Below are 20,068 nucleotides of genomic sequence, written 5' to 3'. Positions count from 1 at the left end.
ACTAAGCCGCCGGCCATGCTTCGACGGGGCACGGCGATCTAGATCGGCATCGTGCCGGGGGTCTCCTCCACTCCCTTTCCGCCGAAGCGAATATCCTTCTTCTCGAAGCCGAAACCGGCAAGCACCGCCACCACGGCGGCGACGATCACGGCTACAATCAATAACGCGAAAGCATAGTCACCGTTCCAATGCACCGCCAGGCCCGCCTGAATCGACGCATTGCCCGAGGCCAGCAGATTGCCGAGCTGATAGGCGAAACCGGGGAACGTGCCACGTATCTCGTCCGGCGATAATTCGTTGAGATGCACCGGCACGATACCCCATGCACCCTGCACGAAGAACTGCATCAGGAAGGCGCCGATAGCGAGCATGACCGGCCCATGCGCGTAGACCCAAAGCGGCGCGATCGGGATCGCCAGCAGCGCCGCAATGACGATGCCCCGCCGCCGGCCGAGGCCCTGCGACAGCGCCCCGAATGTCAACCCGCCGATCATCGCGCCAATATTGTAGACGATCGCGATGGCGCCGACCGTGTGGCTGTCATATTGCCGCTGGGTTTCGAGGAAGGTCGGATAGAGATCCTGCGTGCCGTGACTGAAAAAATTGAATGCCGTCATCAGTAGCACCGCCCACAGGAAGAGCGGGATATTCTCACGCAACACAGTGAAGAACGGCCGTTGCGGCCTCTTCTGCCGCTCCACGAAAGCCGGCGACTCCTCGACGTTGCGACGGATATAGAGCACCAGTAGCGCCGGGAGAGCGCCGACCATGAACATGCCGCGCCAGCCGATCACCGGGAACAACAGGAAGAACACGATCGACGCCAGCAGATAACCGGAGGGATAACCTGCCTGCAGGATGCCGGAGACGATGCCGCGTGATTCCGGCGGCACGGTCTCCATCGTCAGCGATGCCCCAACGCCCCATTCGCCGCCCATGGCGATGCCGAAGAGCGCCCGCAACAGGAGGAACATGGTCAGGCCGGTCGAAAAGCCGGTCAGGAACTCGAACACCGAATAGAGCAGCACATCTGCCATCAGCGTCGCGCGCCGGCCGTATTTGTCGGCCGCAAAGCCGAAAATCAACGCCCCAAGCGGCCGCATGGCGAGCGTCAGGAAGATCGCCACCGCAACCGCCGGAACATCGGTATGAAACTCCTCTGCGATATGCTTGAGAACAAACACCAATATGAAAAAATCGAAAGCGTCCAGCGTCCAGCCGAGATAGGCGGCGATGACGGTGTTGCTTTGCTGGGGGGACAAGGAACGTAAGCTATCCAATGCGGTCATCATGATCCTCCGACCGGATGGCGGCGGCGAGGCGGGCAAAGTCCGGATGCCGTCGAAGCTGGGGGAACCCGGCCTTGGCCGGGTATATCGACGTTGCGGCCGGCTCCTCCCTTGGCGCCTTTGAGGATCGCGCTATGCCGACGAGATCAGCGATAACGCACCAGCCAGCTTGGCTTGTAACATATTTGACATATTGGGCGAACGGAAAAATCCACCGCTTGTTTCCCTTTTGTACTCTTCCCCTCTTCACATCGGCGCTGACTCTCGCCATATTCGCCCGATGGCCAGATCACCGAAAAAGTCCCCCGCCCCGACCGGTTTCGAAGAGGCGCCGCAAGCACCATTTGAAGGCGCGCCGCTCAGCGGCAGCGTCGCCGACTGGGTGAAGCAACTGGAATCGGAAGCCGAGACATCCGGCATCGAGACGCAGCGGCAGATCGCCTCGAAGGCCGGCAAGCATCGCAAGAAGGTGGAAATCGCCGCCTCGAAATCGGGACGCGGCACCTCCATGGGCGGCTCGACCGATCCGAAGACGCGCGCGGCTGCCGGCCTCAATCCGGTGTCCGGCATGGATACCTCGCTGGAAAATGCCGCCGATGCCGGTACGGCCGTCACCGCGACGGTCGAAGCATTGTCGGCGCTGATCGAGAGCGGCAATCCGCTCTTCAAGGACGGCAAGCTCTGGACGCCGCACCGCCCGGCCCGCCCGAACAAATCCGAAGGCGGCATCCCGATCCGCATGGTCTCCGACTATGAGCCGGCCGGCGATCAGCCGACCGCCATCCGCGACCTCGTCGAGGGTCTTGATAATGGCGACCGCAGCCAGGTGCTGCTCGGCGTCACCGGCTCCGGCAAGACCTTCACCATGGCGAAAGTGATCGAGGCGACGCAGCGCCCCGCCGTCATCCTCGCCCCGAACAAGACACTGGCCGCGCAGCTCTATTCCGAATTCAAGAATTTCTTCCCCGACAATGCGGTGGAATATTTCGTCTCCTACTACGATTATTACCAGCCGGAAGCCTATGTACCGCGCTCGGATACCTTCATCGAGAAGGAATCCTCGATCAACGAACAGATCGACCGCATGCGCCACTCGGCGACGCGCTCACTTTTGGAACGCGATGACTGCATCATCGTCGCCTCGGTCTCCTGCATCTACGGTATCGGCTCGGTCGAGACCTATACGGCGATGACCTTCCAGATGAATGTCGGCGACCGGCTGGACCAGCGGCAATTGCTGGCCGACTTGGTGGCACAACAATACAAGCGCCGCGACATGGATTTCATTCGCGGCTCCTTCCGTGTGCGTGGCGACACGATCGAAATCTTCCCGGCCCACCTGGAGGATGCCGCCTGGCGCATCTCCATGTTCGGCGACGAGATCGACGCCATCACCGAATTCGATCCGCTGACCGGCCAGAAGACCGGCGACCTGAAATCGGTGAAGATCTACGCCAATTCGCACTATGTCACCCCGCGCCCGACGCTGAACGGTGCCATCCGCCATATCAAGGAAGAGCTGAAAATCCGGCTCGCCGAACTGGAAAAGGCCGGCCGCCTGCTGGAGGCACAGCGCCTGGAGCAGCGCACCCGCTACGACGTCGAAATGCTGGAAGCCACCGGCTCCTGCGCAGGCATCGAGAACTATTCGCGCTATCTCACCGGCCGCAACCCCGGCGAACCGCCACCGACCCTGTTCGAATATATCCCCGACAATGCGCTGCTGTTCATCGACGAAAGCCATGTCTCGGTCAGCCAGATCGGCGGCATGTACCGGGGCGACTTCAGGCGCAAGGCGACGCTGGCCGAATACGGCTTCCGCCTGCCCTCCTGCATGGACAACCGGCCGCTGCGCTTCGAGGAATGGGATGCCATGCGCCCGGACACGATCGCGGTCTCGGCGACGCCAGGCGCATGGGAAATGGACCAATCCGGCGGCGTCTTTGCCGAACAGGTCATTCGCCCGACGGGATTGATCGACCCGCCGGTTGAAGTCCGCTCCGCCCGCAGCCAGGTCGACGACGTGCTCGGCGAAATCCGCGAGACCGCCGCCAAGGGCTATCGCACCCTCTGCACCGTGCTCACCAAGCGCATGGCCGAGGACCTGACGGAATATCTGCATGAACAGGGCGTCCGCGTCCGCTACATGCACTCTGATATCGACACGCTGGAGCGCATCGAGATCATCCGCGATCTCCGTTTGGGTGCTTTCGACGTGCTTGTCGGCATCAACCTCCTGCGCGAGGGTCTCGACATCCCCGAATGCGCCCTTGTCGCCATCCTCGACGCCGACAAGGAAGGCTTCCTGCGCTCGGAGACCTCGCTGATCCAGACCATCGGCCGCGCCGCCCGTAACGTCGACGGCAAGGTCATCCTCTATGCCGACAACATCACCGGCTCGATGAAGCGGGCGATGGAGGAAACCAGCCGCCGCCGCGAAAAACAGATGGTCTACAACACTGAAAACGGCATCACGCCGGAATCGGTGAAGGCGAGGATCTCCGACATTCTCGACAGCGTCTACGAGAAAGACCACGTCCGCGCCGATATCGGCGGCGTCTCCGGCAAGGGCTTTGCCGATGGCGGCCATCTCGTCGGCAACAATCTGCAGGCCCATCTCAACGCGCTGGAGAAAGCCATGCGCGACGCCGCCGCCGACCTCGATTTCGAAAAGGCCGCGAGACTGCGCGACGAGATCAAGCGCCTCAAGGCCGCCGAACTCGCCGTCATGGACGATCCGATGGCAAGGGAAGAGGCGAAGAGCATTGAGGGGAAAGGACCGTCATCCTCAGCCAAACGCAGCGCGAGCCCATCATCCTCGGGCTCGACCCGAGCACCGGCTGCGGCAGACGGAAACGCCGATCAATCCACATCCTACTTCACCAAACCAAGCCTAGACGAAATGGGTCCAGGCAGCGACGCCGGCACGCCGCTCTTCCGCAGGAACACCCTCGACGAGATGACCGTCGGCCGCACCGAAAAGCCGGTGACTGGCAAGGTGCCGGACAAGCCGGTCATCCGCGCGAAGCCGGGTGTCGGATCCTATGAGGATGCGGTGGACGAGAAGCAGAGGAAGAGCCGCACCAAGGGCAAGACCGGGCGACCTGGGCGGTAGAATACACGCTCCCCTTGTTGAGATCGCGCTTTTGCCTACATGCTGCCGGGTGAGGAGAAGCCCCGCCGAGCGGAGCAAGCGACAACAACAACGGGAGAGAGACATGCAAGAAGCCCTCGTCGTCCGCCGTGAAACCCATATCGCGGCGCCACCTGCCGCCGTGTTCGCCCTGCTGACCGATCCGGAAAAGATACTGCGCTGGATGGGAACGGAGGCGCAGATCGAGCCTCAGCCCGGAGGGCTCTATCTCGTCAATGTCACCGGCGCCCGTTTTGCACGCGGCTCCTTTCGCGAGGTGGTGCCGGTGCATCGACTGGCCTACAGCTTCGGCTGGGACGGCAGTGAAATCGTGCCGCCGGGATCGAGCCTGGTCGAGATCGACCTGATCGAGCAGCCGGACGGAACATTGCTGCGCCTGACCCATACCGGCCTGCCCAACGCCGACCAATGCGCCGGCCATGCGGAAGGCTGGGCTCATTATCTCGGCCGGCTGGCCGAAGTCGCGGCTGGGCGCACGCCGCCTCCGGACTCGTTTTCCGGCAGGATATGACATCTTTCCGCCGTCACTTCTCTTGAGCCGATCGCCCTTCCAAGGTGAACGACGCTCATGGCGCGGATGACAACCCTTGGCTGCCATGGCATGATCGCGGCATGGATCTGCCCGCCCCCCTTGCCTGGCTGGTTGACGAGGCCGGCACCTCGCCCGGCCCTGAATCCTTCCTGGCCGATCTCGGCGGCCGGCTGCTGGCCGATGGCCTGCCGCTGGCAGGCGGCGCCTTGACGCTCGCGGTGCCGCATCCGATAATCGCCCGCCGCACCTGGCTGTGGCGGGCAGAAACCGGGGCGGTGATCGAGGCGCTGGGTTTCGCCGGCAGTCCGCTCAGCCAAGCCGGTCACGATTGGCTGGCCGGGCTCGGCCCAGTACAGGAAACGACGATCGGCGCTGCGCTGGACAGTCCGTTGCTGGGCTGGGCCGGAACCCGGCCCTTCAACCCCGCCGAGACCGACCGGCTGCACGAGACCGCCCGCTTCGCCGCCGCACCCTTGGCTGCCTTGTCCGCGCGGGCGGCACAGGCAGCCTTGCTCGAAGCCTATCTCGGCCGGCGAAGTGCAGCCCGCGTTCAGGCCGGCTCGCTCTCCCGCGGCACCGGCGAGACCATCCGCGCCGCGCTTCTCTGCGCCGACCTGCGCGATTTCACCGCCCTGTCCGAAGTGACGGAGCCGGCGGCGATGATCGCCATTCTCGACTCCTGGTTCGACCGCGTCACCGGCTCGGTGAACGCCTTCGGCGGCGAGGTGCTGAAGTTCATCGGCGACGGAGCACTGGCGATCTTCCCCGTCACCAGCACGCCGACCGAAGCCTGCGACGCGGCCCTGCGCGCGGCAGCCGCCGTCCGCGCCGGCATGACCCATCTCGACGGCGTGCGGCAAGCGCAAGGGCTGCCGCCGCTCCCCTTCGGCATGGCCCTGCACTTCGGCGAAATATTATGGGGCAACATCGGCGCCGCTGACCGCCTGGACTTCACCGCCATCGGCCCCGCCGTCAACCTGGTCAGCCGCCTCGAAGGCCTCTGCAAGCCGCTTGGCTACAATGTGCTGATCTCAGGGGCAGTTGCGGCGGAGACGAAGATGGCGCTGATGCCGCTGGGCGAACATGTGTTGCGCGGGATTGCGGAGCCGTGTGGGGTTTTTACTTTGGTAGAGGGGTGAGATCGGTGGCGACACCATTAAAATTAAATCAGTAGTGATTAGGTTGAATTTAAATCCCAGCTCAATCAACGTGCAAGTCAGCAATGCTTTTCGTGCAAATGGCATTTAGTTATGCGCTTTCGGGTGGCGATCGTGGTCCTCTCCTTTCCAACCCCTTGAAATCCCCCTCCAATCCCTCCTCTTTCTTGGCTCTGCCCTAATATTCCCCCTTGCCTTTTGCCGCAAATCCTGTCACCCATAGTGTGCTCGGGCATTTGCATGCCGGTGACTGGACTGATTTGGCAATGCCGACTGCGCGAGGCAGCCTCAGGGGGTTAACCTCTGCGTAGACGTTCTTTCCCCGTACGTGAACTTCTCGACTGGCTTTCGCATTTCGCGGGGGCAAAGCCGTCCGGGAGATCTCGGGCAATATTCAGACTGTAGGGAAAAGGACTATCCCAATGGCCACCAAGGGCATCGTAAAATTCTTCAACCAGGACAAGGGTTTTGGTTTCATCACTCCTGATGGCGGCGCTAAGGATGTATTCGTCCATATCTCCGCTCTCCAGGCTTCCGGCATCCAGTCGCTGCGCGAAGGCCAGCAGGTCACCTTCGACACCGAGCCGGATCGCATGGGCAAGGGCCCGAAGGCCGTCAACATCCAGGCTTCCTAAGTCTTAGTTGATATCCGGATAAAGTTTCGAACGGCGCGGTGCAAACCGCGCCGTTTCGCGTTTGTGGAGATGGGGCAGCCCTCGTCCTGAAGCACGCTTGGCCTATCTCCCTTACCGCAGGTCCATCGTCTGCCCCGGAATATCCCAACACTCCGTCATCCTCGGGCTTGACCCGAGGATGACGGAGTGTGAGGTAATCTTTAAACACGAAACTGCTCCCGTAAGCGCCGGTCAATTAGCCCTCACGGTGAGGCGGTCCGAAGGGCCTTCGAACCACGAGGGCAGGCGGGAATCACCAGCCCCTCAGGCGCTCACCCGCTCCGCATCCCCGCCAAAATCCACCGCCGCAAACGCCGCCGCGATCACCTCCGGCTCTGCCCCCGGCTTGTTGGCGTCGGTCGACAGGATCTGGCGGTAGCGCCGCGAGCCCGGAAGACCGGTGAAGAGACCGACCATGTGGCGGGCGACGTGGTGTACGCGGCCGCCACTCGCGATGTGGCGTTCGGTATAGGCCATCATCCGGTCGCGCAGGTCGTTCCAGTCCGGCTCGACGGCCGCTTCGCCGAAGAAGCGATGATCGACATCGGCGAGGATGGCGGCGTTCTGATAGGCGGCGCGGCCGAGCATGACGCCGTCGACATGGGCGAGATGCGCCTCCGCCTGATCCAGCGTCTGGATGCCGCCGTTGATGCCGATGAAGACATCGGGCCAGCGCTGCTTCATGCGGTAGACGATGTCGTAGTCCAGCGGCGGGATCTCGCGATTCTCCTTCGGCGACAGGCCTTTCAACCAGGCCTTGCGTGCGTGTACCCAGATAGCGTCGGCACCGGCATCGAGCACGCGGGCGATCAGCTCCGGCAGCGCCTGTTCCGGCTCCTGCTCGTCAACGCCGATCCGACATTTCACCGTCACCGGCGCCTTTGACACCGCCTTCATCGCCGCGATGCACTCTGCCACCGTCTCCGGCGTCAGCATCAGGCAGGCGCCGAAGGTCCCCGATTGCACACGGTCTGACGGACAGCCGACATTGAGATTGATCTCGTCGTAATTATAGGCTTCGGCGATCTGTAGGGCATTGGAAAGCTTGGCCGGATCGGAACCGCCGAGCTGCAACGCAACAGGATGCTCGCTGACATCATGCCCCAGCAGGCGGTCGCGCGGCCCATGGATGATCGCATCCGCCACCACCATCTCGGTATAGAGCAGCGCATGGCGGCTGATCTGCCGGTGCAGATATCTGCAATGGCGGTCAGTCCAGTCGATCATCGGGGCCACGGCGAAAATCTTGCGGCCTGAAATGCGGGCTTTTTCGTATAAATTCAATTCGTTATGGCCGATATTTTTTGTCACGATATGTCAGACTTTTTCTGGCTGTTGCACCGTTTTTCAGTGTGCGGTACAACAATGTAGCACTTCCAACGAGGTATGTCGTACCGATGGGCACTATAAACGCTCGTAAGCGCAAGGACGGATCAGTCGGTTATACCGCGCAGATACTTCGAAAGAAAGGCGGCGCGATTGTGTTGCGCGAAGCCAAGACGTTCGACCGTCGTCGCGAAGCGGAAGCGTGGATTCGCTTCCGTGAAGCCGAACTGGATAAGCCGGGCGCTCTGGAGCGGGCGCAGGCACCCTCTAGTACACTGGCTGATGCCATCGATATGTATATTAAAGAGAGTGAGAAGTTGATCGGCCGCACGAAAGCCCAGTGCCTAAAATCGATCAAGGATTACGCGATTGCTCAGATGGATTGTGCTGCCATTCGCAGTGAGCACATCGTGGCCTTCGCCAGGGAGCTACTGGCCGGCGACAGGAAGCCACAGACCGTCGGCAATTACATTTCTCATCTTGCTGCAGTCTTTCGCGTTGCGCGACCAGCTTGGGCTATGCAACTGGATCAAGCAGCGATGAAGGATGCTCAAATAGTTCTTGGCAAACTAGGCACGATATCGAAATCGGCTGAACGGGACAGGCGCCCTACCCTGCCAGAGCTCGACAAGCTCATGGAGCACTTCATAGATCGGCAAAAGCGTGCGCCGCGGTCTGCACCGATGCATAAGATCATCGCCTTCGCCATCTTCTCGACGCGGCGGCAGGAGGAGATCACACGGATAGAATCGATCGATCTGGACAAGTCGCACAGCCGAATACTGGTGCGCGACATGAAGCATCCTGGACAGAAGCAGGGCAATGATGTCTGGGTCGAACTTCCACCAGAAGCTTTGAGAGTAATCGAATCTATGCCTCGGAAAGGTGACAGGATATTCCCTTACGGTACAAACGCGATCAGTGCCGCGTTCACACGAGCGTGCAAGCTACTTGAGATCGACGATCTGCATTTCCACGATCTTCGTCATGAAGGCGTGTCGCGCCTTTTTGAGATGGGCCGCACCATCCCTCTCGCCGCCAGTGTTAGTGGTCACCGCTCATGGAATTCGCTGCAACGCTATTCGCATCTACGCGAGGTGGGCGATAAGTTTGCGGGGTGGAAGTGGCTGGAATCGGTTTGCAATTGACCTCACCCAGGCACGTAATGAAGCGGCCTTCGCGATTGAGTTGCTCTGCCAACCAAAGAATGGCATTGCCATGAGTGCGAGCAAATTCAAGAAAAGTATGGATGCACATCACGTCGTTGGCGTCATTGGCGTTCTTGACACTCTCACAAAGGTTGTAGATTTATCAACTCTGTGATCTACCAAATGTGTATGCCAATGGTATTTCTATGAGCCTAACTGAACTAGACACACTTTTCGGTCCAGCCACGCCACCACCTTACGTGGGGCCAGGCGAAGAAACGTTCTCGCCTCGAACGCTTGCTTGTCTCGACGCGCAAAGCGCCAAGCTCATAAAAGACCTCTTTGCCACTGCAACTGAGGGCCTCGGGCTGACGCGCCTGACCCACGAATGCTGCATCGTCCTGTGGTTGTTAGATGAGAATGGGGAAATATGGTTTGCGCTTGAGGAGGTGACATACACCGACGAACTAGGACAGCGATACCACCATCCAATTTCTCGCTCGATACCATTTGATCCCGCAATAGAATTTTTAAGATTGGGTCATCCCTCCCTTATAGCGGGCGAACGTCGCGCACGCATCGGGGGTGAGATTGTGTATGACGAATCGTTTGGCACTAACGGATGGATAATATCTAATAAATCCGGTCGATACGGCAGTAAAAATCGACCACAGAAGCGGGAACACCTGGAAGCGGCGGCGCGAGTTTGGGAGAAATTTGGAATTACCATGGACATCCACTATCTTGGTGTTGAGTGAACGACCTCGGTAACCATTTCACTATAGGATGATGCGATGAGATTAGTAACTTGGACATCGCGGCCATCAACCACGAGATCCCTAGCTGCGAGCTTGGGGCATCCCAATGGCTTCAAAGTATTTATCCAAGCACTGAGCGAGTTTTTGCACGAGACCATACTCGATGGCGGTGCAGCGAATGATCTAGTTACGTCGACCGCGCTAGAACTATCTGCGGCTGAGGTATGGAGCAAAATATCCGCAAGCGAGATCGCCGCGATTTTTGCCAATGCCCCGAAGCAGACGGTGGACCTTTTTTTGGATGGGATACCGTCAACATATAAGGTGCAGTTGTTCGAGGAAAATCGCAAATGGAAACTCCGAAAAGTCACCGATATATTAAAGGCTTATACTGAAAGCCATCCTGTGACGCATGTTGCGGTTCCGGCGGCAATTTCCCCGGCTCTACATAATATTCTCCACATAGCTAGCGAGCGAAAGTATCGAATGGGCGTCCGAATAACTCAGGCCGAAGCTGTTCCTAGTGAAAGGGAAATTGTATATTCCGTTTTGGAGGTTGACCACGAAGCCCGCGAGAATTTCGTGTTTCTTGGCTCTTTTGAAGTAGACCCAGAACATCGCCAAAACCCCGCCATCAATCCAACCGCTCCACTTCTTGTCGACAAACTGAATTGAGGCTGACGTGAGTGAAGTAAGCACATCCGAAAATAGGAATACATCCGAAGACGATCCTGAGCATGACTGGTTGCTTGAAATGTTGGTGCAAGTGGCCAATGATGCTGGGGGGAAGTTCAATATTACAATCAGTGTCGGAGGTACACTTATTTCGGGCACTTTGATCGGCGGAGCAGAATACTTCGAATCGTTTGCAAACCAGTATTCAAGCTTATTCACTGGCGAGTTAGCGACAAACGTTCGCCAGCACTATATAGGATTTGGCCGACAATATCTTGCTGAGAACAGAGATGGAACTCCGCTTCCACCGGCCGCCTATCTTCATCTCAGTGATGCAAGATTCTTTGATAGCGCCGGCAACAGCATCCCGAGTGATGTCGGCGCGACATGGCGCGGTCGGTTGTCAAGTGTCGATGGCTTCTTTCTAGGGCGACTTGAAAAAGGTCCGCCGAAGTAAACATCTTGAGATGACCGCAATTCGGTTTAAGTTTTAATTCCAATCGGAAACCAAGCAAAAAAACCCGCCGGCTGGTGAGGCCGACGGGCAGGCTTGTGGTGGCGATGGTAATAGGGAGCCGTCGGCGCCCAGAGAGAAGCACCAACGGCCGCCGGTACGGTTGGGGCGCACCGACTCGCCTGCCGCGTGATGGCCGGCAGGGTCTGAATCCTTAAGCAAGCTCGAGAGCATCTGCAGTCGAGCAATCGAAACTGCGAGCCGTCAGAGCGTCTGCGAATACCCATCTGAACGGTAGATTTTCGTCGGCGACGTCGATCCAGATGTTATAAAACTGGCAACCTTTGGCGGTTGAGTGCCTGGACAAGATCACGCCAGGCGCCCCGTGGTAATCGATGCGCTGGCCGATTTGGAACTTCCACCGAAAATCAAAGATGCGCCGCTGCCGCATAGGCGCGTTCGCGTGCTTGAATTCCGGCTTGATTGCCTCGATTTCCGACTCAAAGACATCTGCAGGTGCTGCGTCGCCGCCGCCAAAATCGATGGTGTATTCATCCTCACAATCAGCCGTCTGCGTTCTGCTAACGACCAGCGCGGGCTCGCCGGTCGCGGTCAAACAGACGAAATCACCAATCGCAAACTGGAATTCCTGAGCATTCTGATTGGGTCGTCTTGCGATCAGCGAGCGTGGCAATGCGCGTCTATTGGAATGAGCGATGGGCTGATGGATTGTCATGGCGGCCTCCTTGTTGCGTCCGGGTGGATCATTTGTTACAACACGATACAAAATACATCGACTTTCAACAAAGTCAATACATTTTGCATTGGATGATATAAAATGATCACACCTTCTCAATGTCGCGCGGCTCGCGGGATTATAGGATGGTCACAAGCTGAACTTTGCGAGGCGGCGGGCGTAGGCCGCGCAACGCTGGCAAACTTTGAGGCAGAGAAGACAACTCCATACGAGCGCACCCTTCGAGACGTGGAGCGAGCCCTAGAAGCCGCCGGCGTCGTCTTTCTTGACGGCACCTACTCAGGCTCTGGCGGTCCGGGCGTGCGTATTGCTTCGTCTGCGAGCTCACCGATAGACACTGATGACTCCCAGACAATCCAATATCCAGAATTCTTAGAAGGCGACGGCGGCCCAGGGAGCGGCGGATGACGGATAACACGGCCACGAAAATCAATGACCTTTTAGCGTCAGTCAAAACCGTCCGCGACCGGTACGAAAAAGGTCGGATGGAGCGAGAGACCGTACGCGAATGGGTGTTGCGGCTCGGCTCATATCCATCGCCGCATGGCGATCGGGTACGAGAGGCATCGGAGTGGTTTAGGACACACCCCGAGAGCGAAGCGTCGGCCGATACAAGGCAAATAGACATCGCGAAGCTAGCCGCGATCCATTCCGAGCGCACATGTCTGGCGTTGTGAATGTCTTTGCGAGAAATACCTATGTCGGCTGCCGATGGAGGGGCGTCAACCAAACGTTCCGACTGGAAACGTTTGCCAATCGTTGCAACTTCGCCTCGTGATCGCGGCATCTTGACCGCTCCGTTGCCAGACAATACCTTCTAAACGCGGCCCACCAATCCGCACGCCACCACATCGAGGAGACAACGTTACTGCAGTCGGCATTCGTGCCGGCGGCGATTGTTTGTTTTCTTGCTGGAGGTGCATGTGGTGCTCAAACTCGTCAGAAGAAAAGACTCTCCCAACTGGTGGCTCCGTGGAACGATCCGTAGCATTTATGTCTACGAAAGCACTGGAATCGCTGACCGGGACGTCGCCGAAGTCATCCTCACCATTCGAAGCAAAGAGGTGCTCGACGAGAGCATATTCGGAAGGAAGGTCAACGCCACATTTGAGCAGGCGGCGGAATCATATCTGAAGGGTGGCGGATCGCTGAGGTTCTTGTCGGCGATCTGCAAACACTTCGGCACCAAGCCTCTTCGAAAACTCCGCCAGAACGATCTCGATGCAGCTTCATTGAAGCTTCTGCCAAACGCGTCGCCAGAAACGCGAAATCGCCAATGTTACACCCCGTTCATCGCAGTATGGAACCATGCGGTGAAGAACGATTGGGCTGATGTTCGGCAATGGTCACGACCACGCAAGCGTAAGGGAACGGTACGTCACCGAGGTGAGACTCGGAGTGGCACGCGGCCTGCACCCTATGATCGTGCAGCACAGTTTGTGGCCGCCATGTCCCCCGCTCCAGCAATGGTGATGACCGCACTGTTCTATACTGGCATGCGGCCGATCGAGCTATTCACGCTCGAGTCCGCGGACATAGATGTGGACCGGCGGTGGATTGTTATCGGCAATTCAAAGACAGGGGAACCACGCGGTGTGCCCATGCATGACTTCCTGGTGCCCCTGTTTGAATCGTTGTTGAAGCGGCGTGATAAATCTCGGCAAGTGTTCAGGACCTTTAGGGGACTTCCCTATGTGATCTCGGCCGAAGGCGGTGGTCAATTGAGCAACGGCATTGTCGGCACCCGTAAACGTCTTGCGAAAGCAGGTTTGCAAATCACCGACGTCAGTCCGTACACCGCCCGCCACTCTGTTAGCACGCAACTCGTCGTGAACGGCGTCCATCCCCACATCAAAGACCAGATCCTTGGCCACGCGGCCAACGATATGAGCCGCCACTATACCAACGTGGCGCAGGCACCGCTGATAGAGGCAATCAATACATTACCCGTCCCTGATGCTTGGCGCAGGTTGGACTGGTGGAAAGACCCGCTACTGCTTTCACGGCATCACGTAAAATGGGGTAAGTAATGACCGATCTGCTTTCGGAGCTTCCTCTGTTCGCCACAGACCAACAGCTAGCGCTAGCCATCGTTGGAAAAGAGCGCGCCTCCATGTGGATAAAGACCGTCATTCCAGCACTAGAGCGGAAGGGCTTCCCTCGCATCGATCCGCTCCACGACGGTCGACCTGTTCCGCTAGTCAAGAAATTCTATGATGGGTATTTTGGCATAACGGCCGGCTTTTCTGCGGCCGCGCCTGATGGAAAAGAGAATTTGGGCGTGTGGAAGAGATCAAGAAGCGGCCGCACGGAGTCCCAATCATGAACGACCAAAAAATCCAGCAAGCCGCCCTGTACTACGTCCGATTCACGACGCCTTTGAACCCTGATCTCGGATGGCGTAGTGAAGATGTACAGCTTGCATTCATGGCAGGCATGAAAGAGCAGCCAATTCGTCGGCTGCTCCCCATAAAAGAGGTTGCGGAGCTCCTTGCCGTCTCCATAGCAACGATCCGAGATCTAGTCCGACACGGCGAACTCGCGCATGTGAAGGTCGACCGCGGCACAGAACGCAGCCGTCTGGTCTTTGCTCCGGAGGAAATTGAAAGCTTCATCAAACGGCATACCCAGCGTGATTTTCCGATCTCCGCCCCGAAGACGGTACGTTATGGCACGCGCAAGCGCGCACACGAGCTCGCCGTCGAACGTGCGATTGACGGTCAAACAGGATTTTTAGCTCGATATGAGGCCTTGGTTGCGGCGCGCAAGGCAGCCAAGGCGGCAAAAAAGAAATGACCCGCACTAACTTTAAGGGCCTAGCCAAGGTCCAGCGGACGCTTTCGGACGGCACGTTGCAGACCTACTGCTACGCTTGGCGCGGTGGCCCGCTTCTTAGGGACGCGGACGGAAAGCCGCTTCAACCCGACGACCCCGCCCTTCCAGCTGCCTTTTCGGCTGCCCACGATTGCCGGCGTAATCCGAAGACGAACGACCTATCAATGTTAATCCGCGAGTTCCGCAGTTCATCCGATTTCCGAATGCTGAGCAAGGCAACCAGCAAAGACTATCTGATATACCTCGACATGGTCCGCGAAAAATTCGGACGCCTCTCGTTGTCGGAGATCGAGCAGAAGGAGACGCGCGGCAAATTCAAAAACTGGCGCGACACTATGGCTGAAACGCCGCGCGCGGCCGACTACGCCTGGACAACCCTCGCCCGCGTTCTATCGTTTGCCAAAGACCGTGGCCGAATTGCCATAAACGTCTGCGAGCGAGGCGGCCGGTTATATCACGCCAATCGCCGCGATCGGATTTGGACGGTCGATGACATAGCAAAGTTCACGGCTGTGGCGCCTACATATATGCGTCTGGCTATGTTGATGGCTCTATGGACTGGCCAACGCCAAGGCGATCTTCTGCGCGCACAATGGAGCTCTTATGATGGCAAGGTGCTGAAGATGCAGCAAAGCAAGACCGGCGTTCGCGTGATCATTCCAGTAGGCGCAACGCTGAGGGCAGAGATAGGTGAACGCGGTGGACGCCACGGAACGATATTGGTGAATACGCGTGGCGACACCTGGACGGCGGAGGGGTTTCGCACCGCCTGGCGAAGGTGCTGTGATGGCGCGCATATCAATGGCCTGACATTCCATGATTTGCGCGGCACAGCGGTGACACGGCTCGCTCTCGCCGGCTGCACCGTAGCCGAGATAGCGGCGATTACCGGCCATTCCATGCTCGATGTGCATCAAATCCTTGACGCCCACTACTTAGGCGGAAAGCTTGACCTCGCAGAGCGGGCGATCGCGAAATTGGAGGCTGCTGAGGCGATACGACCGGGAACATAATTTCTCGATCTTCGTTTTGCGCACGCGGGTCTACCCCACTACCCGCAGCTCTAGTTGTTTACGCACGCAACTGAGCTTTGGGCCTGCCGTCATTCGTCCCCTGCTAAGCGGCAGGCTCTTTTTCGCTTATTGCGCGAAACGGAATTTAAAAGATTGACCGCATTGATTGGTCACTATGCCGTTACCTGTTCCACCAAACTGTGCCACTTTTCGCGGTAGGGTTCCAGCCAACCGGCGCCGCATCCGATAGGAACTCCAACCTTATCATAGTTTGGAAGAAACCGCCGGAAATCGCTGTCCTTGTGCTGCTGTCCATTCTTGCCGGGTTTGGACAACCAGACCGCATGACCCCTTTTTAAAACGTCGGCTACCGTTGCGCTCGGCACCAAAAAACACATGGGCGGGTCAGTGAGCGACTTACCGAAATCGAGGAAAGCATAAAATAATCTTGGCGCTATGATCGCCTCATGCTTCTTGCTCATATGCCATCCGCCGTCAGAGCCTTTATCGAGCCGCGTCTTCACCTGAACCGCGCAAAGACGATCCCCGATACCATCCGTCACCACGATATCGCAGTTGGGCACACCCACGGGCGCCAGTGCAGCGATGAGACCACGGCGAAGTAATTGACACATCACGTAATGTTCGCCTGCAGCGCCGAGAACAGTTGATATAGCAACCATGATATCCTCCCCAAAAAAATCGCGAGTACCAAGTCACCATACGCAGCGAAGTGCGCCCCGAGGCTACCTCATCAACAGATGTGCGGGACGTCCCTTGTCGAAACGAAGAACGTCCCGCGGTGCGTAATGAACTTGGTTCCTTTGAAACCGTGGTACGCATACCGGAAATCGGCCTATGCGCAGGAATGAACTGCTTTGGCACCTATTTGGTTACGCGAGCGAAGTGGCCAAACCTGGACTCGGCATTATAATGCCTGAAGAATATTCACGACCTGTTCCACTCATTTTTCACCACTCCAGAACCATCGTTCATGTACCGCACCTAACTGGCATTCAGGTCTGGTTATCCTATCGAAGGTTCTGCCAAAGGCTCATCGCGTTGTTTGTAGATGCCGCCCTTCTTCAACAACGCCCAAATTATTCTCGCAGTCTTATTGGCAAAGGCGACTGCAACGACCCTATACGGTCGCCTTGAGATCAACCGCTTTAACCAAGGCTGCCCTTTTTCACGCTTGCGAGCCCAGGCAATAGCCGATCTTGCCCCCAATACGAGCAATGATCGCAACTCCTTATTGCCCATTTTCGAGATGCGGCCGAGGCGGGACACACCTCCTGTCGAACGAGTCTTTGGCGCTAGACCGAGCCAGGCCGCAAAATGACGGGCAGATTTAAATAGGCCGGCATTTGGAACATAAGCCTTTATGGTCGATGCGATAAGTGGCCCGACACCAGGGATGGTTGTTAATCGGGATATGTCTTCATCTTGTTTAGCATGGAGCGCGATTTCCTTATCAAGTTTTCCGATCTGCTCCGAAAGCGCTTTGATCTGCTCATTGATAATTGAAAGCGAAGAGACCACATTCGGCGGCAATTGCTCATCATCCTTGGCATCAATTTTCTCTGCCAAGGCGTCCCAGTTCGCGTTGCCTTCCGGAACGACCAAGCCGAACTCAGCCAAATGAGCACGCAGCGCGTTAATGGCTTTCGTCCTCTGGCGAACGAGGAGTGCACGGGTCTTAATCCGAATAGTCACGGCTTGCTGCTCTCGCGTCTTCACTGGAACAAAATGCATGCTGGCATGCATAAGGGCAGTATTGATGGCCTCAGCGTCAGTGGCATCCGTTTTGCCCCGCTTTACAAAGGGCTTAACATATTGCGCAGGGATCAATTTGACCTCGTGCCCCAACGCGCCGATTTCCCGTGCCCAATGATGGGCGCTTGAGCAGACTTCTATGCCGACAACACAAGGCGGAAGCTTCTCGAAAAACGATTTCACCTCTACACGTCGAAGCTTCTTGTTAAACAGGCTCTTGCCTAGCGCGTCTGAGCCATGCACCTGAAACACCTGCTTGGCGATATCCAATCCAACAGTTGCAACTTCTTTCATCGAAGGCCTCCTGGCGAAGCGGTTTGCATTTGAATTTTAGGGCGCTGCCGCTGCAGGCGCCCTCGCCAGTGGGACTCTCGATCGCTTGAATGTCAATTTTTCGCTTCGGCTTGACTCTCCGCTAAAATGAGAACATTTTGAGAACAAACGCGAGCTGCGCCCCGGCCTGAGTTTACCTACAACTTGATGATGAGAACCGCCCGACAGGCGGGACGGAGATGTGTGTCCGATGAGTGCCGAAGCCGCCGTAATACCCGAAGAGCCGGAATTTGATCCAATCGAGGCAATCCTTGCCGCCCATAGCGGAGATGCAAGGGCCGCCATTGAGGATCTCGTGCACAGAATCCAGCACCTGCGGCATCAGCTCTCGCTTGCCTCTGGCGTGATGAGCCGGGGCATAACGCGAGGCTGGACGCCAAGCCTTGACCAAACCTGAAGGAGAGACATGATGAGTAGCGCCATCTTTAAAAACGGAGACGCACGCATGTCAGGGGATATGGCGGGTCAGCTTGAGCACGTAGCCGACCGCATAGGAGACGCATCGCGCGCCGATCTGCAGGTGATGCTGCGACGTGCGGCGCTGCTGATACGGAACGCCGCGCCGATCGGCCTTGAAGCGGAAACAGAGGATGCCTTGCTTTCCATCGCAGGAGAACTCGGCATGACGCGAAACGACATGATCCGGCACATCGTCAAGGAATGGCTGGAAACGAATGCCTATCTGCCGGTGCGCGAATTGGACGAGGATGGCGACATAGACGGGCGCGCTTAGGAAATTTCCCTAAATTGAAAAATTCTCGGCCAGCGTCGATCGGCCGAAGTGGATTGCAATTCGACATTCTCTCAAAAATTGCTTATTGTTTTACTAATGCTCTCATTCATTGCAGCCACTTTACCAATAGCTTTTTGGGCGGAGGATTCTATGCGGTTAATGACGACGGTCATGATACTCGGTTTGACTTTTTCACCAGCCACAGCTCAGAATAATTCCTGGTCCAAATCTGAGATATGTGAGGCAGGAGGAATGACGTATTTTTTCCTGAAGTCCGCCCCTCTCATTACTGAATTGGACGACGGCTGGGTTCGTCTTCAAAGCTCAGCTGATAATATCTATGACTGCCAAATCATTGATAATACAGTGTCCTTTAGGTGGATTAGCAAATCTAACACCTCTATGACAAGTAACAGCACGAAATGGTCCATGCGGGATGGGAGATTGATAATAGTCTCCGACATAATGACCCAAACTTTCGAAAGATCGTCCGATGGTTTGAAGCTATTGGATTAAATCCATGTACGCCGCTTTTTCCGGCATAAGTTGACGAATGCCTATCTGGCTTTCATTTCCTCGCTCGGGCCGATCAAACTGATATCTGAAAACGAAAAAAGCCGCCCAACCGGTTAGGGCTGGGCGGCTTGCTGATGTGCTGATTAAAATCGTCTAGCCCCCTGGCGGAAGCGCAAACTGATTCATGATTTTTATGACATCGAAATTTCCCCAGCAACGCTGTGAGAGTTGACTGCCGCTTGGCGGAAAAGCTGCATGTATCACCTTGATTCCCTTCGTCTGAAGAAAGTCGGCGACCGGCACAAAATCCCTATCAGCTGAAGCTAGGACTGCTATTTCATAGCCGTTTGACCAAGCCAGACTGATCATTTCCGTTCCAATGCGAGTGTCGACTCCCTTTTCTTCTGTACCTCGCGGGTCGGAACCGCAATGTATACAAGCGGTCTGCTCGCCTTGACAGTGAGGGCATTTTGCGTGAGTTCGCTTCTTCTGCCGCTCAAGAAGTTCAACATGAACGCCAGGCTGCTTATCAAGCCAAGTAGTGTACCAATTTTTGAATTTGACATCGTTGGGCTTGGCCGGATCATACGACCCGAACACATGCATCGCCTCATATGCGCAAGCGACTGGGCCACCAACTAACGCAGCAGCCTCGTTCGTTAGAACTGGCGCAACTTTCTTCCAATCAATCTTGTGATTTTCATCGACGCGCCGCAAAGACAGGGAAAAGTTCCAGAAATCCACAAAAATTCTGATTCTGGGAGACCTTACAACCTGATCGGCCATGCGCCCTCAAAAATGAATACGGGGACGCCATAAATGGCATCCCCGGGGTCAATATACTCAGTCCGCTTTGTACCGTCGCGCGGGAGGCTTTCTGAGGGGTTTGTATGGGCCGTACATTTACTCTCCAATTCTTAATAATCAACCCTGTTTTT

General features: G+C 57.1%; 20 protein-coding genes. 14 read left to right on the top strand and 6 right to left on the bottom strand.

Annotated elements, in window-relative coordinates; genetic code table 11:
• Positions 1–38 precede the first annotated feature (38 nt).
• Positions 39–1,289 (bottom strand): MFS transporter, encoded by a 1,251-nt coding sequence (locus tag RRH01S_RS02670; RefSeq protein WP_012651675.1) that lies wholly within the window; start codon positions 1,287–1,289, stop codon positions 39–41.
• A 280-nt stretch (positions 1,290–1,569) separates the two neighbouring features.
• Between RRH01S_RS02670 and uvrB the strand changes: the two genes are divergently transcribed.
• The 4 genes from uvrB (at position 1,570) to RRH01S_RS02645 (ending at position 6,767) form a co-directional block, all read left to right on the top strand.
• Positions 1,570–4,404, top strand: coding sequence for an excinuclease ABC subunit UvrB (uvrB, locus tag RRH01S_RS02660; protein ID WP_012651676.1), 2,835 nt, complete (start codon positions 1,570–1,572; stop codon positions 4,402–4,404).
• Between the two features lie 103 nt (positions 4,405–4,507).
• Entirely contained in the window at positions 4,508–4,954 is a 447-nt protein-coding gene (locus tag RRH01S_RS02655; RefSeq protein WP_012651677.1) for an SRPBCC family protein, read from the top strand.
• Positions 4,955–5,055: 101 nt separating this feature from the next.
• A complete protein-coding gene (locus RRH01S_RS02650; protein WP_012651678.1) occupies positions 5,056–6,114 on the top strand; it encodes an adenylate/guanylate cyclase domain-containing protein in 1,059 nt (352 codons plus the stop codon).
• A 440-nt stretch (positions 6,115–6,554) separates the two neighbouring features.
• Positions 6,555–6,767: a cold-shock protein gene (locus RRH01S_RS02645; RefSeq protein WP_007696646.1), complete on the top strand. Its 213-nt coding sequence runs from the start codon at positions 6,555–6,557 to the stop codon at positions 6,765–6,767.
• Positions 6,768–7,070: 303 nt separating this feature from the next.
• Here RRH01S_RS02645 and dusA read toward each other — a convergent pair whose 3' ends face one another.
• Positions 7,071–8,066 (bottom strand): tRNA dihydrouridine(20/20a) synthase DusA, encoded by a 996-nt coding sequence (gene dusA / locus RRH01S_RS02640; protein WP_267880578.1) that lies wholly within the window; start codon positions 8,064–8,066, stop codon positions 7,071–7,073.
• 137 nt (positions 8,067–8,203) lie between these two features.
• Between dusA and RRH01S_RS02635 the strand changes: the two genes are divergently transcribed.
• From RRH01S_RS02635 to gvpU, 4 genes are all read left to right on the top strand, one after another.
• The gene (locus RRH01S_RS02635) at positions 8,204–9,280 is read left to right on the top strand and encodes a tyrosine-type recombinase/integrase (protein WP_042469889.1); all 1,077 of its coding nucleotides are present in this window, start codon (positions 8,204–8,206) and stop codon (positions 9,278–9,280) included.
• A gap of 206 nt (positions 9,281–9,486) precedes the next feature.
• Positions 9,487–10,038 carry a hypothetical protein gene (locus tag RRH01S_RS34155; protein WP_131597808.1) on the top strand — a complete coding sequence of 184 codons (552 nt, stop codon included), beginning with the start codon at positions 9,487–9,489 and terminating at the stop codon, positions 10,036–10,038.
• Positions 10,039–10,074: 36 nt separating this feature from the next.
• Positions 10,075–10,713 (top strand): hypothetical protein, encoded by a 639-nt coding sequence (locus RRH01S_RS02630; protein WP_131597806.1) that lies wholly within the window; start codon positions 10,075–10,077, stop codon positions 10,711–10,713.
• A gap of 7 nt (positions 10,714–10,720) precedes the next feature.
• Positions 10,721–11,170, top strand: a complete 450-nt coding sequence (gene gvpU / locus RRH01S_RS34150) for a gas vesicle accessory protein GvpU (RefSeq protein WP_131597804.1) — start codon at positions 10,721–10,723, stop codon at positions 11,168–11,170.
• A 211-nt stretch (positions 11,171–11,381) separates the two neighbouring features.
• Here gvpU and RRH01S_RS33105 read toward each other — a convergent pair whose 3' ends face one another.
• Positions 11,382–11,903: a hypothetical protein gene (locus RRH01S_RS33105; protein WP_052365168.1), complete on the bottom strand. Its 522-nt coding sequence runs from the start codon at positions 11,901–11,903 to the stop codon at positions 11,382–11,384.
• A gap of 102 nt (positions 11,904–12,005) precedes the next feature.
• On the opposite strand from RRH01S_RS33105, the gene RRH01S_RS33370 reads away from it, so the two are divergent.
• The 5 genes from RRH01S_RS33370 to RRH01S_RS02600 all read left to right on the top strand — a co-directional run bounded on the left by RRH01S_RS33370 (position 12,006) and on the right by RRH01S_RS02600 (position 15,772).
• Positions 12,006–12,332 carry a helix-turn-helix domain-containing protein gene (locus tag RRH01S_RS33370; protein ID WP_080705406.1) on the top strand — a complete coding sequence of 109 codons (327 nt, stop codon included), beginning with the start codon at positions 12,006–12,008 and terminating at the stop codon, positions 12,330–12,332.
• A 515-nt stretch (positions 12,333–12,847) separates the two neighbouring features.
• The gene (locus RRH01S_RS02615; protein ID WP_042469883.1) at positions 12,848–13,954 is read left to right on the top strand and encodes a tyrosine-type recombinase/integrase; all 1,107 of its coding nucleotides are present in this window, start codon (positions 12,848–12,850) and stop codon (positions 13,952–13,954) included.
• On the top strand, positions 13,954–14,250 hold the full coding sequence (locus tag RRH01S_RS02610) for a hypothetical protein (protein ID WP_042469881.1): 297 nt from the start codon (positions 13,954–13,956) through the stop codon (positions 14,248–14,250). Before RRH01S_RS02615 ends, RRH01S_RS02610 begins: the two co-directional genes overlap by 1 nt.
• The gene (locus tag RRH01S_RS02605; RefSeq protein ID WP_042469880.1) at positions 14,247–14,720 is read left to right on the top strand and encodes a helix-turn-helix domain-containing protein; all 474 of its coding nucleotides are present in this window, start codon (positions 14,247–14,249) and stop codon (positions 14,718–14,720) included. Before RRH01S_RS02610 ends, RRH01S_RS02605 begins: the two co-directional genes overlap by 4 nt.
• A gap of 203 nt (positions 14,721–14,923) precedes the next feature.
• Positions 14,924–15,772, top strand: coding sequence for a tyrosine-type recombinase/integrase (locus RRH01S_RS02600; protein WP_234711634.1), 849 nt, complete (start codon positions 14,924–14,926; stop codon positions 15,770–15,772).
• A gap of 173 nt (positions 15,773–15,945) precedes the next feature.
• Here the strand turns inward: RRH01S_RS02600 and RRH01S_RS02595 are convergent, their stop codons facing one another.
• Positions 15,946–16,455: a hypothetical protein gene (locus tag RRH01S_RS02595; RefSeq protein ID WP_042469876.1), complete on the bottom strand. Its 510-nt coding sequence runs from the start codon at positions 16,453–16,455 to the stop codon at positions 15,946–15,948.
• Positions 16,456–16,798: 343 nt separating this feature from the next.
• On the bottom strand, positions 16,799–17,842 hold the full coding sequence (locus RRH01S_RS02590; protein ID WP_042469874.1) for an IS110 family RNA-guided transposase: 1,044 nt from the start codon (positions 17,840–17,842) through the stop codon (positions 16,799–16,801).
• Positions 17,843–18,287: 445 nt separating this feature from the next.
• On the opposite strand from RRH01S_RS02590, the gene RRH01S_RS02580 reads away from it, so the two are divergent.
• Positions 18,288–18,614: a hypothetical protein gene (locus RRH01S_RS02580; RefSeq protein ID WP_042469870.1), complete on the top strand. Its 327-nt coding sequence runs from the start codon at positions 18,288–18,290 to the stop codon at positions 18,612–18,614.
• Positions 18,615–19,283: 669 nt separating this feature from the next.
• On the opposite strand, the gene RRH01S_RS02570 is transcribed toward RRH01S_RS02580, so the two are convergent.
• Complete coding sequence (locus tag RRH01S_RS02570; RefSeq protein WP_042469865.1) at positions 19,284–19,916, bottom strand: NYN domain-containing protein; 633 nt, start codon at positions 19,914–19,916, stop codon at positions 19,284–19,286.
• Positions 19,917–20,068 lie beyond the last annotated feature (152 nt).

The sequence above is a fragment of the Rhizobium rhizogenes NBRC 13257 genome (assembly GCF_000696095.1).
GTDB lineage: Bacteria > Pseudomonadota > Alphaproteobacteria > Rhizobiales > Rhizobiaceae > Rhizobium > Rhizobium rhizogenes.
The sequence above is the reverse complement of the archived record's forward strand: the minus strand, read 5'-3'. Positions and strand labels throughout refer to the sequence as shown.

Excerpts from the sequence above, each read along its gene's own strand:
- RRH01S_RS33370 (WP_080705406.1), top strand. The coding sequence starts at position 12,006 with ATGATCACACCTTCTCAATGTCGCGCGGCTCGCGGGATTATAGGATGG.
- RRH01S_RS02595 (WP_042469876.1), bottom strand. The coding sequence starts at position 16,455 with ATGGTTGCTATATCAACTGTTCTCGGCGCTGCAGGCGAACATTACGTG.
- RRH01S_RS02635 (WP_042469889.1), top strand. The coding sequence starts at position 8,204 with ATGGGCACTATAAACGCTCGTAAGCGCAAGGACGGATCAGTCGGTTAT.
- RRH01S_RS02605 (WP_042469880.1), top strand. The coding sequence starts at position 14,247 with ATGAACGACCAAAAAATCCAGCAAGCCGCCCTGTACTACGTCCGATTC.
- RRH01S_RS33105 (WP_052365168.1), bottom strand. The coding sequence starts at position 11,903 with ATGACAATCCATCAGCCCATCGCTCATTCCAATAGACGCGCATTGCCA.
- RRH01S_RS02600 (WP_234711634.1), top strand. The coding sequence starts at position 14,924 with ATGTTAATCCGCGAGTTCCGCAGTTCATCCGATTTCCGAATGCTGAGC.
- RRH01S_RS02670 (WP_012651675.1), bottom strand. The coding sequence starts at position 1,289 with ATGACCGCATTGGATAGCTTACGTTCCTTGTCCCCCCAGCAAAGCAAC.
- RRH01S_RS02630 (WP_131597806.1), top strand. The coding sequence starts at position 10,075 with ATGAGATTAGTAACTTGGACATCGCGGCCATCAACCACGAGATCCCTA.
- RRH01S_RS34155 (WP_131597808.1), top strand. The coding sequence starts at position 9,487 with ATGAGCCTAACTGAACTAGACACACTTTTCGGTCCAGCCACGCCACCA.
- RRH01S_RS02570 (WP_042469865.1), bottom strand. The coding sequence starts at position 19,916 with ATGGCCGATCAGGTTGTAAGGTCTCCCAGAATCAGAATTTTTGTGGAT.
- RRH01S_RS02645 (WP_007696646.1), top strand. The coding sequence starts at position 6,555 with ATGGCCACCAAGGGCATCGTAAAATTCTTCAACCAGGACAAGGGTTTT.
- RRH01S_RS02650 (WP_012651678.1), top strand. The coding sequence starts at position 5,056 with ATGGATCTGCCCGCCCCCCTTGCCTGGCTGGTTGACGAGGCCGGCACC.
- RRH01S_RS02590 (WP_042469874.1), bottom strand. The coding sequence starts at position 17,842 with ATGAAAGAAGTTGCAACTGTTGGATTGGATATCGCCAAGCAGGTGTTT.
- RRH01S_RS02655 (WP_012651677.1), top strand. The coding sequence starts at position 4,508 with ATGCAAGAAGCCCTCGTCGTCCGCCGTGAAACCCATATCGCGGCGCCA.
- RRH01S_RS02580 (WP_042469870.1), top strand. The coding sequence starts at position 18,288 with ATGATGAGTAGCGCCATCTTTAAAAACGGAGACGCACGCATGTCAGGG.
- uvrB (WP_012651676.1), top strand. The coding sequence starts at position 1,570 with ATGGCCAGATCACCGAAAAAGTCCCCCGCCCCGACCGGTTTCGAAGAG.
- RRH01S_RS02610 (WP_042469881.1), top strand. The coding sequence starts at position 13,954 with ATGACCGATCTGCTTTCGGAGCTTCCTCTGTTCGCCACAGACCAACAG.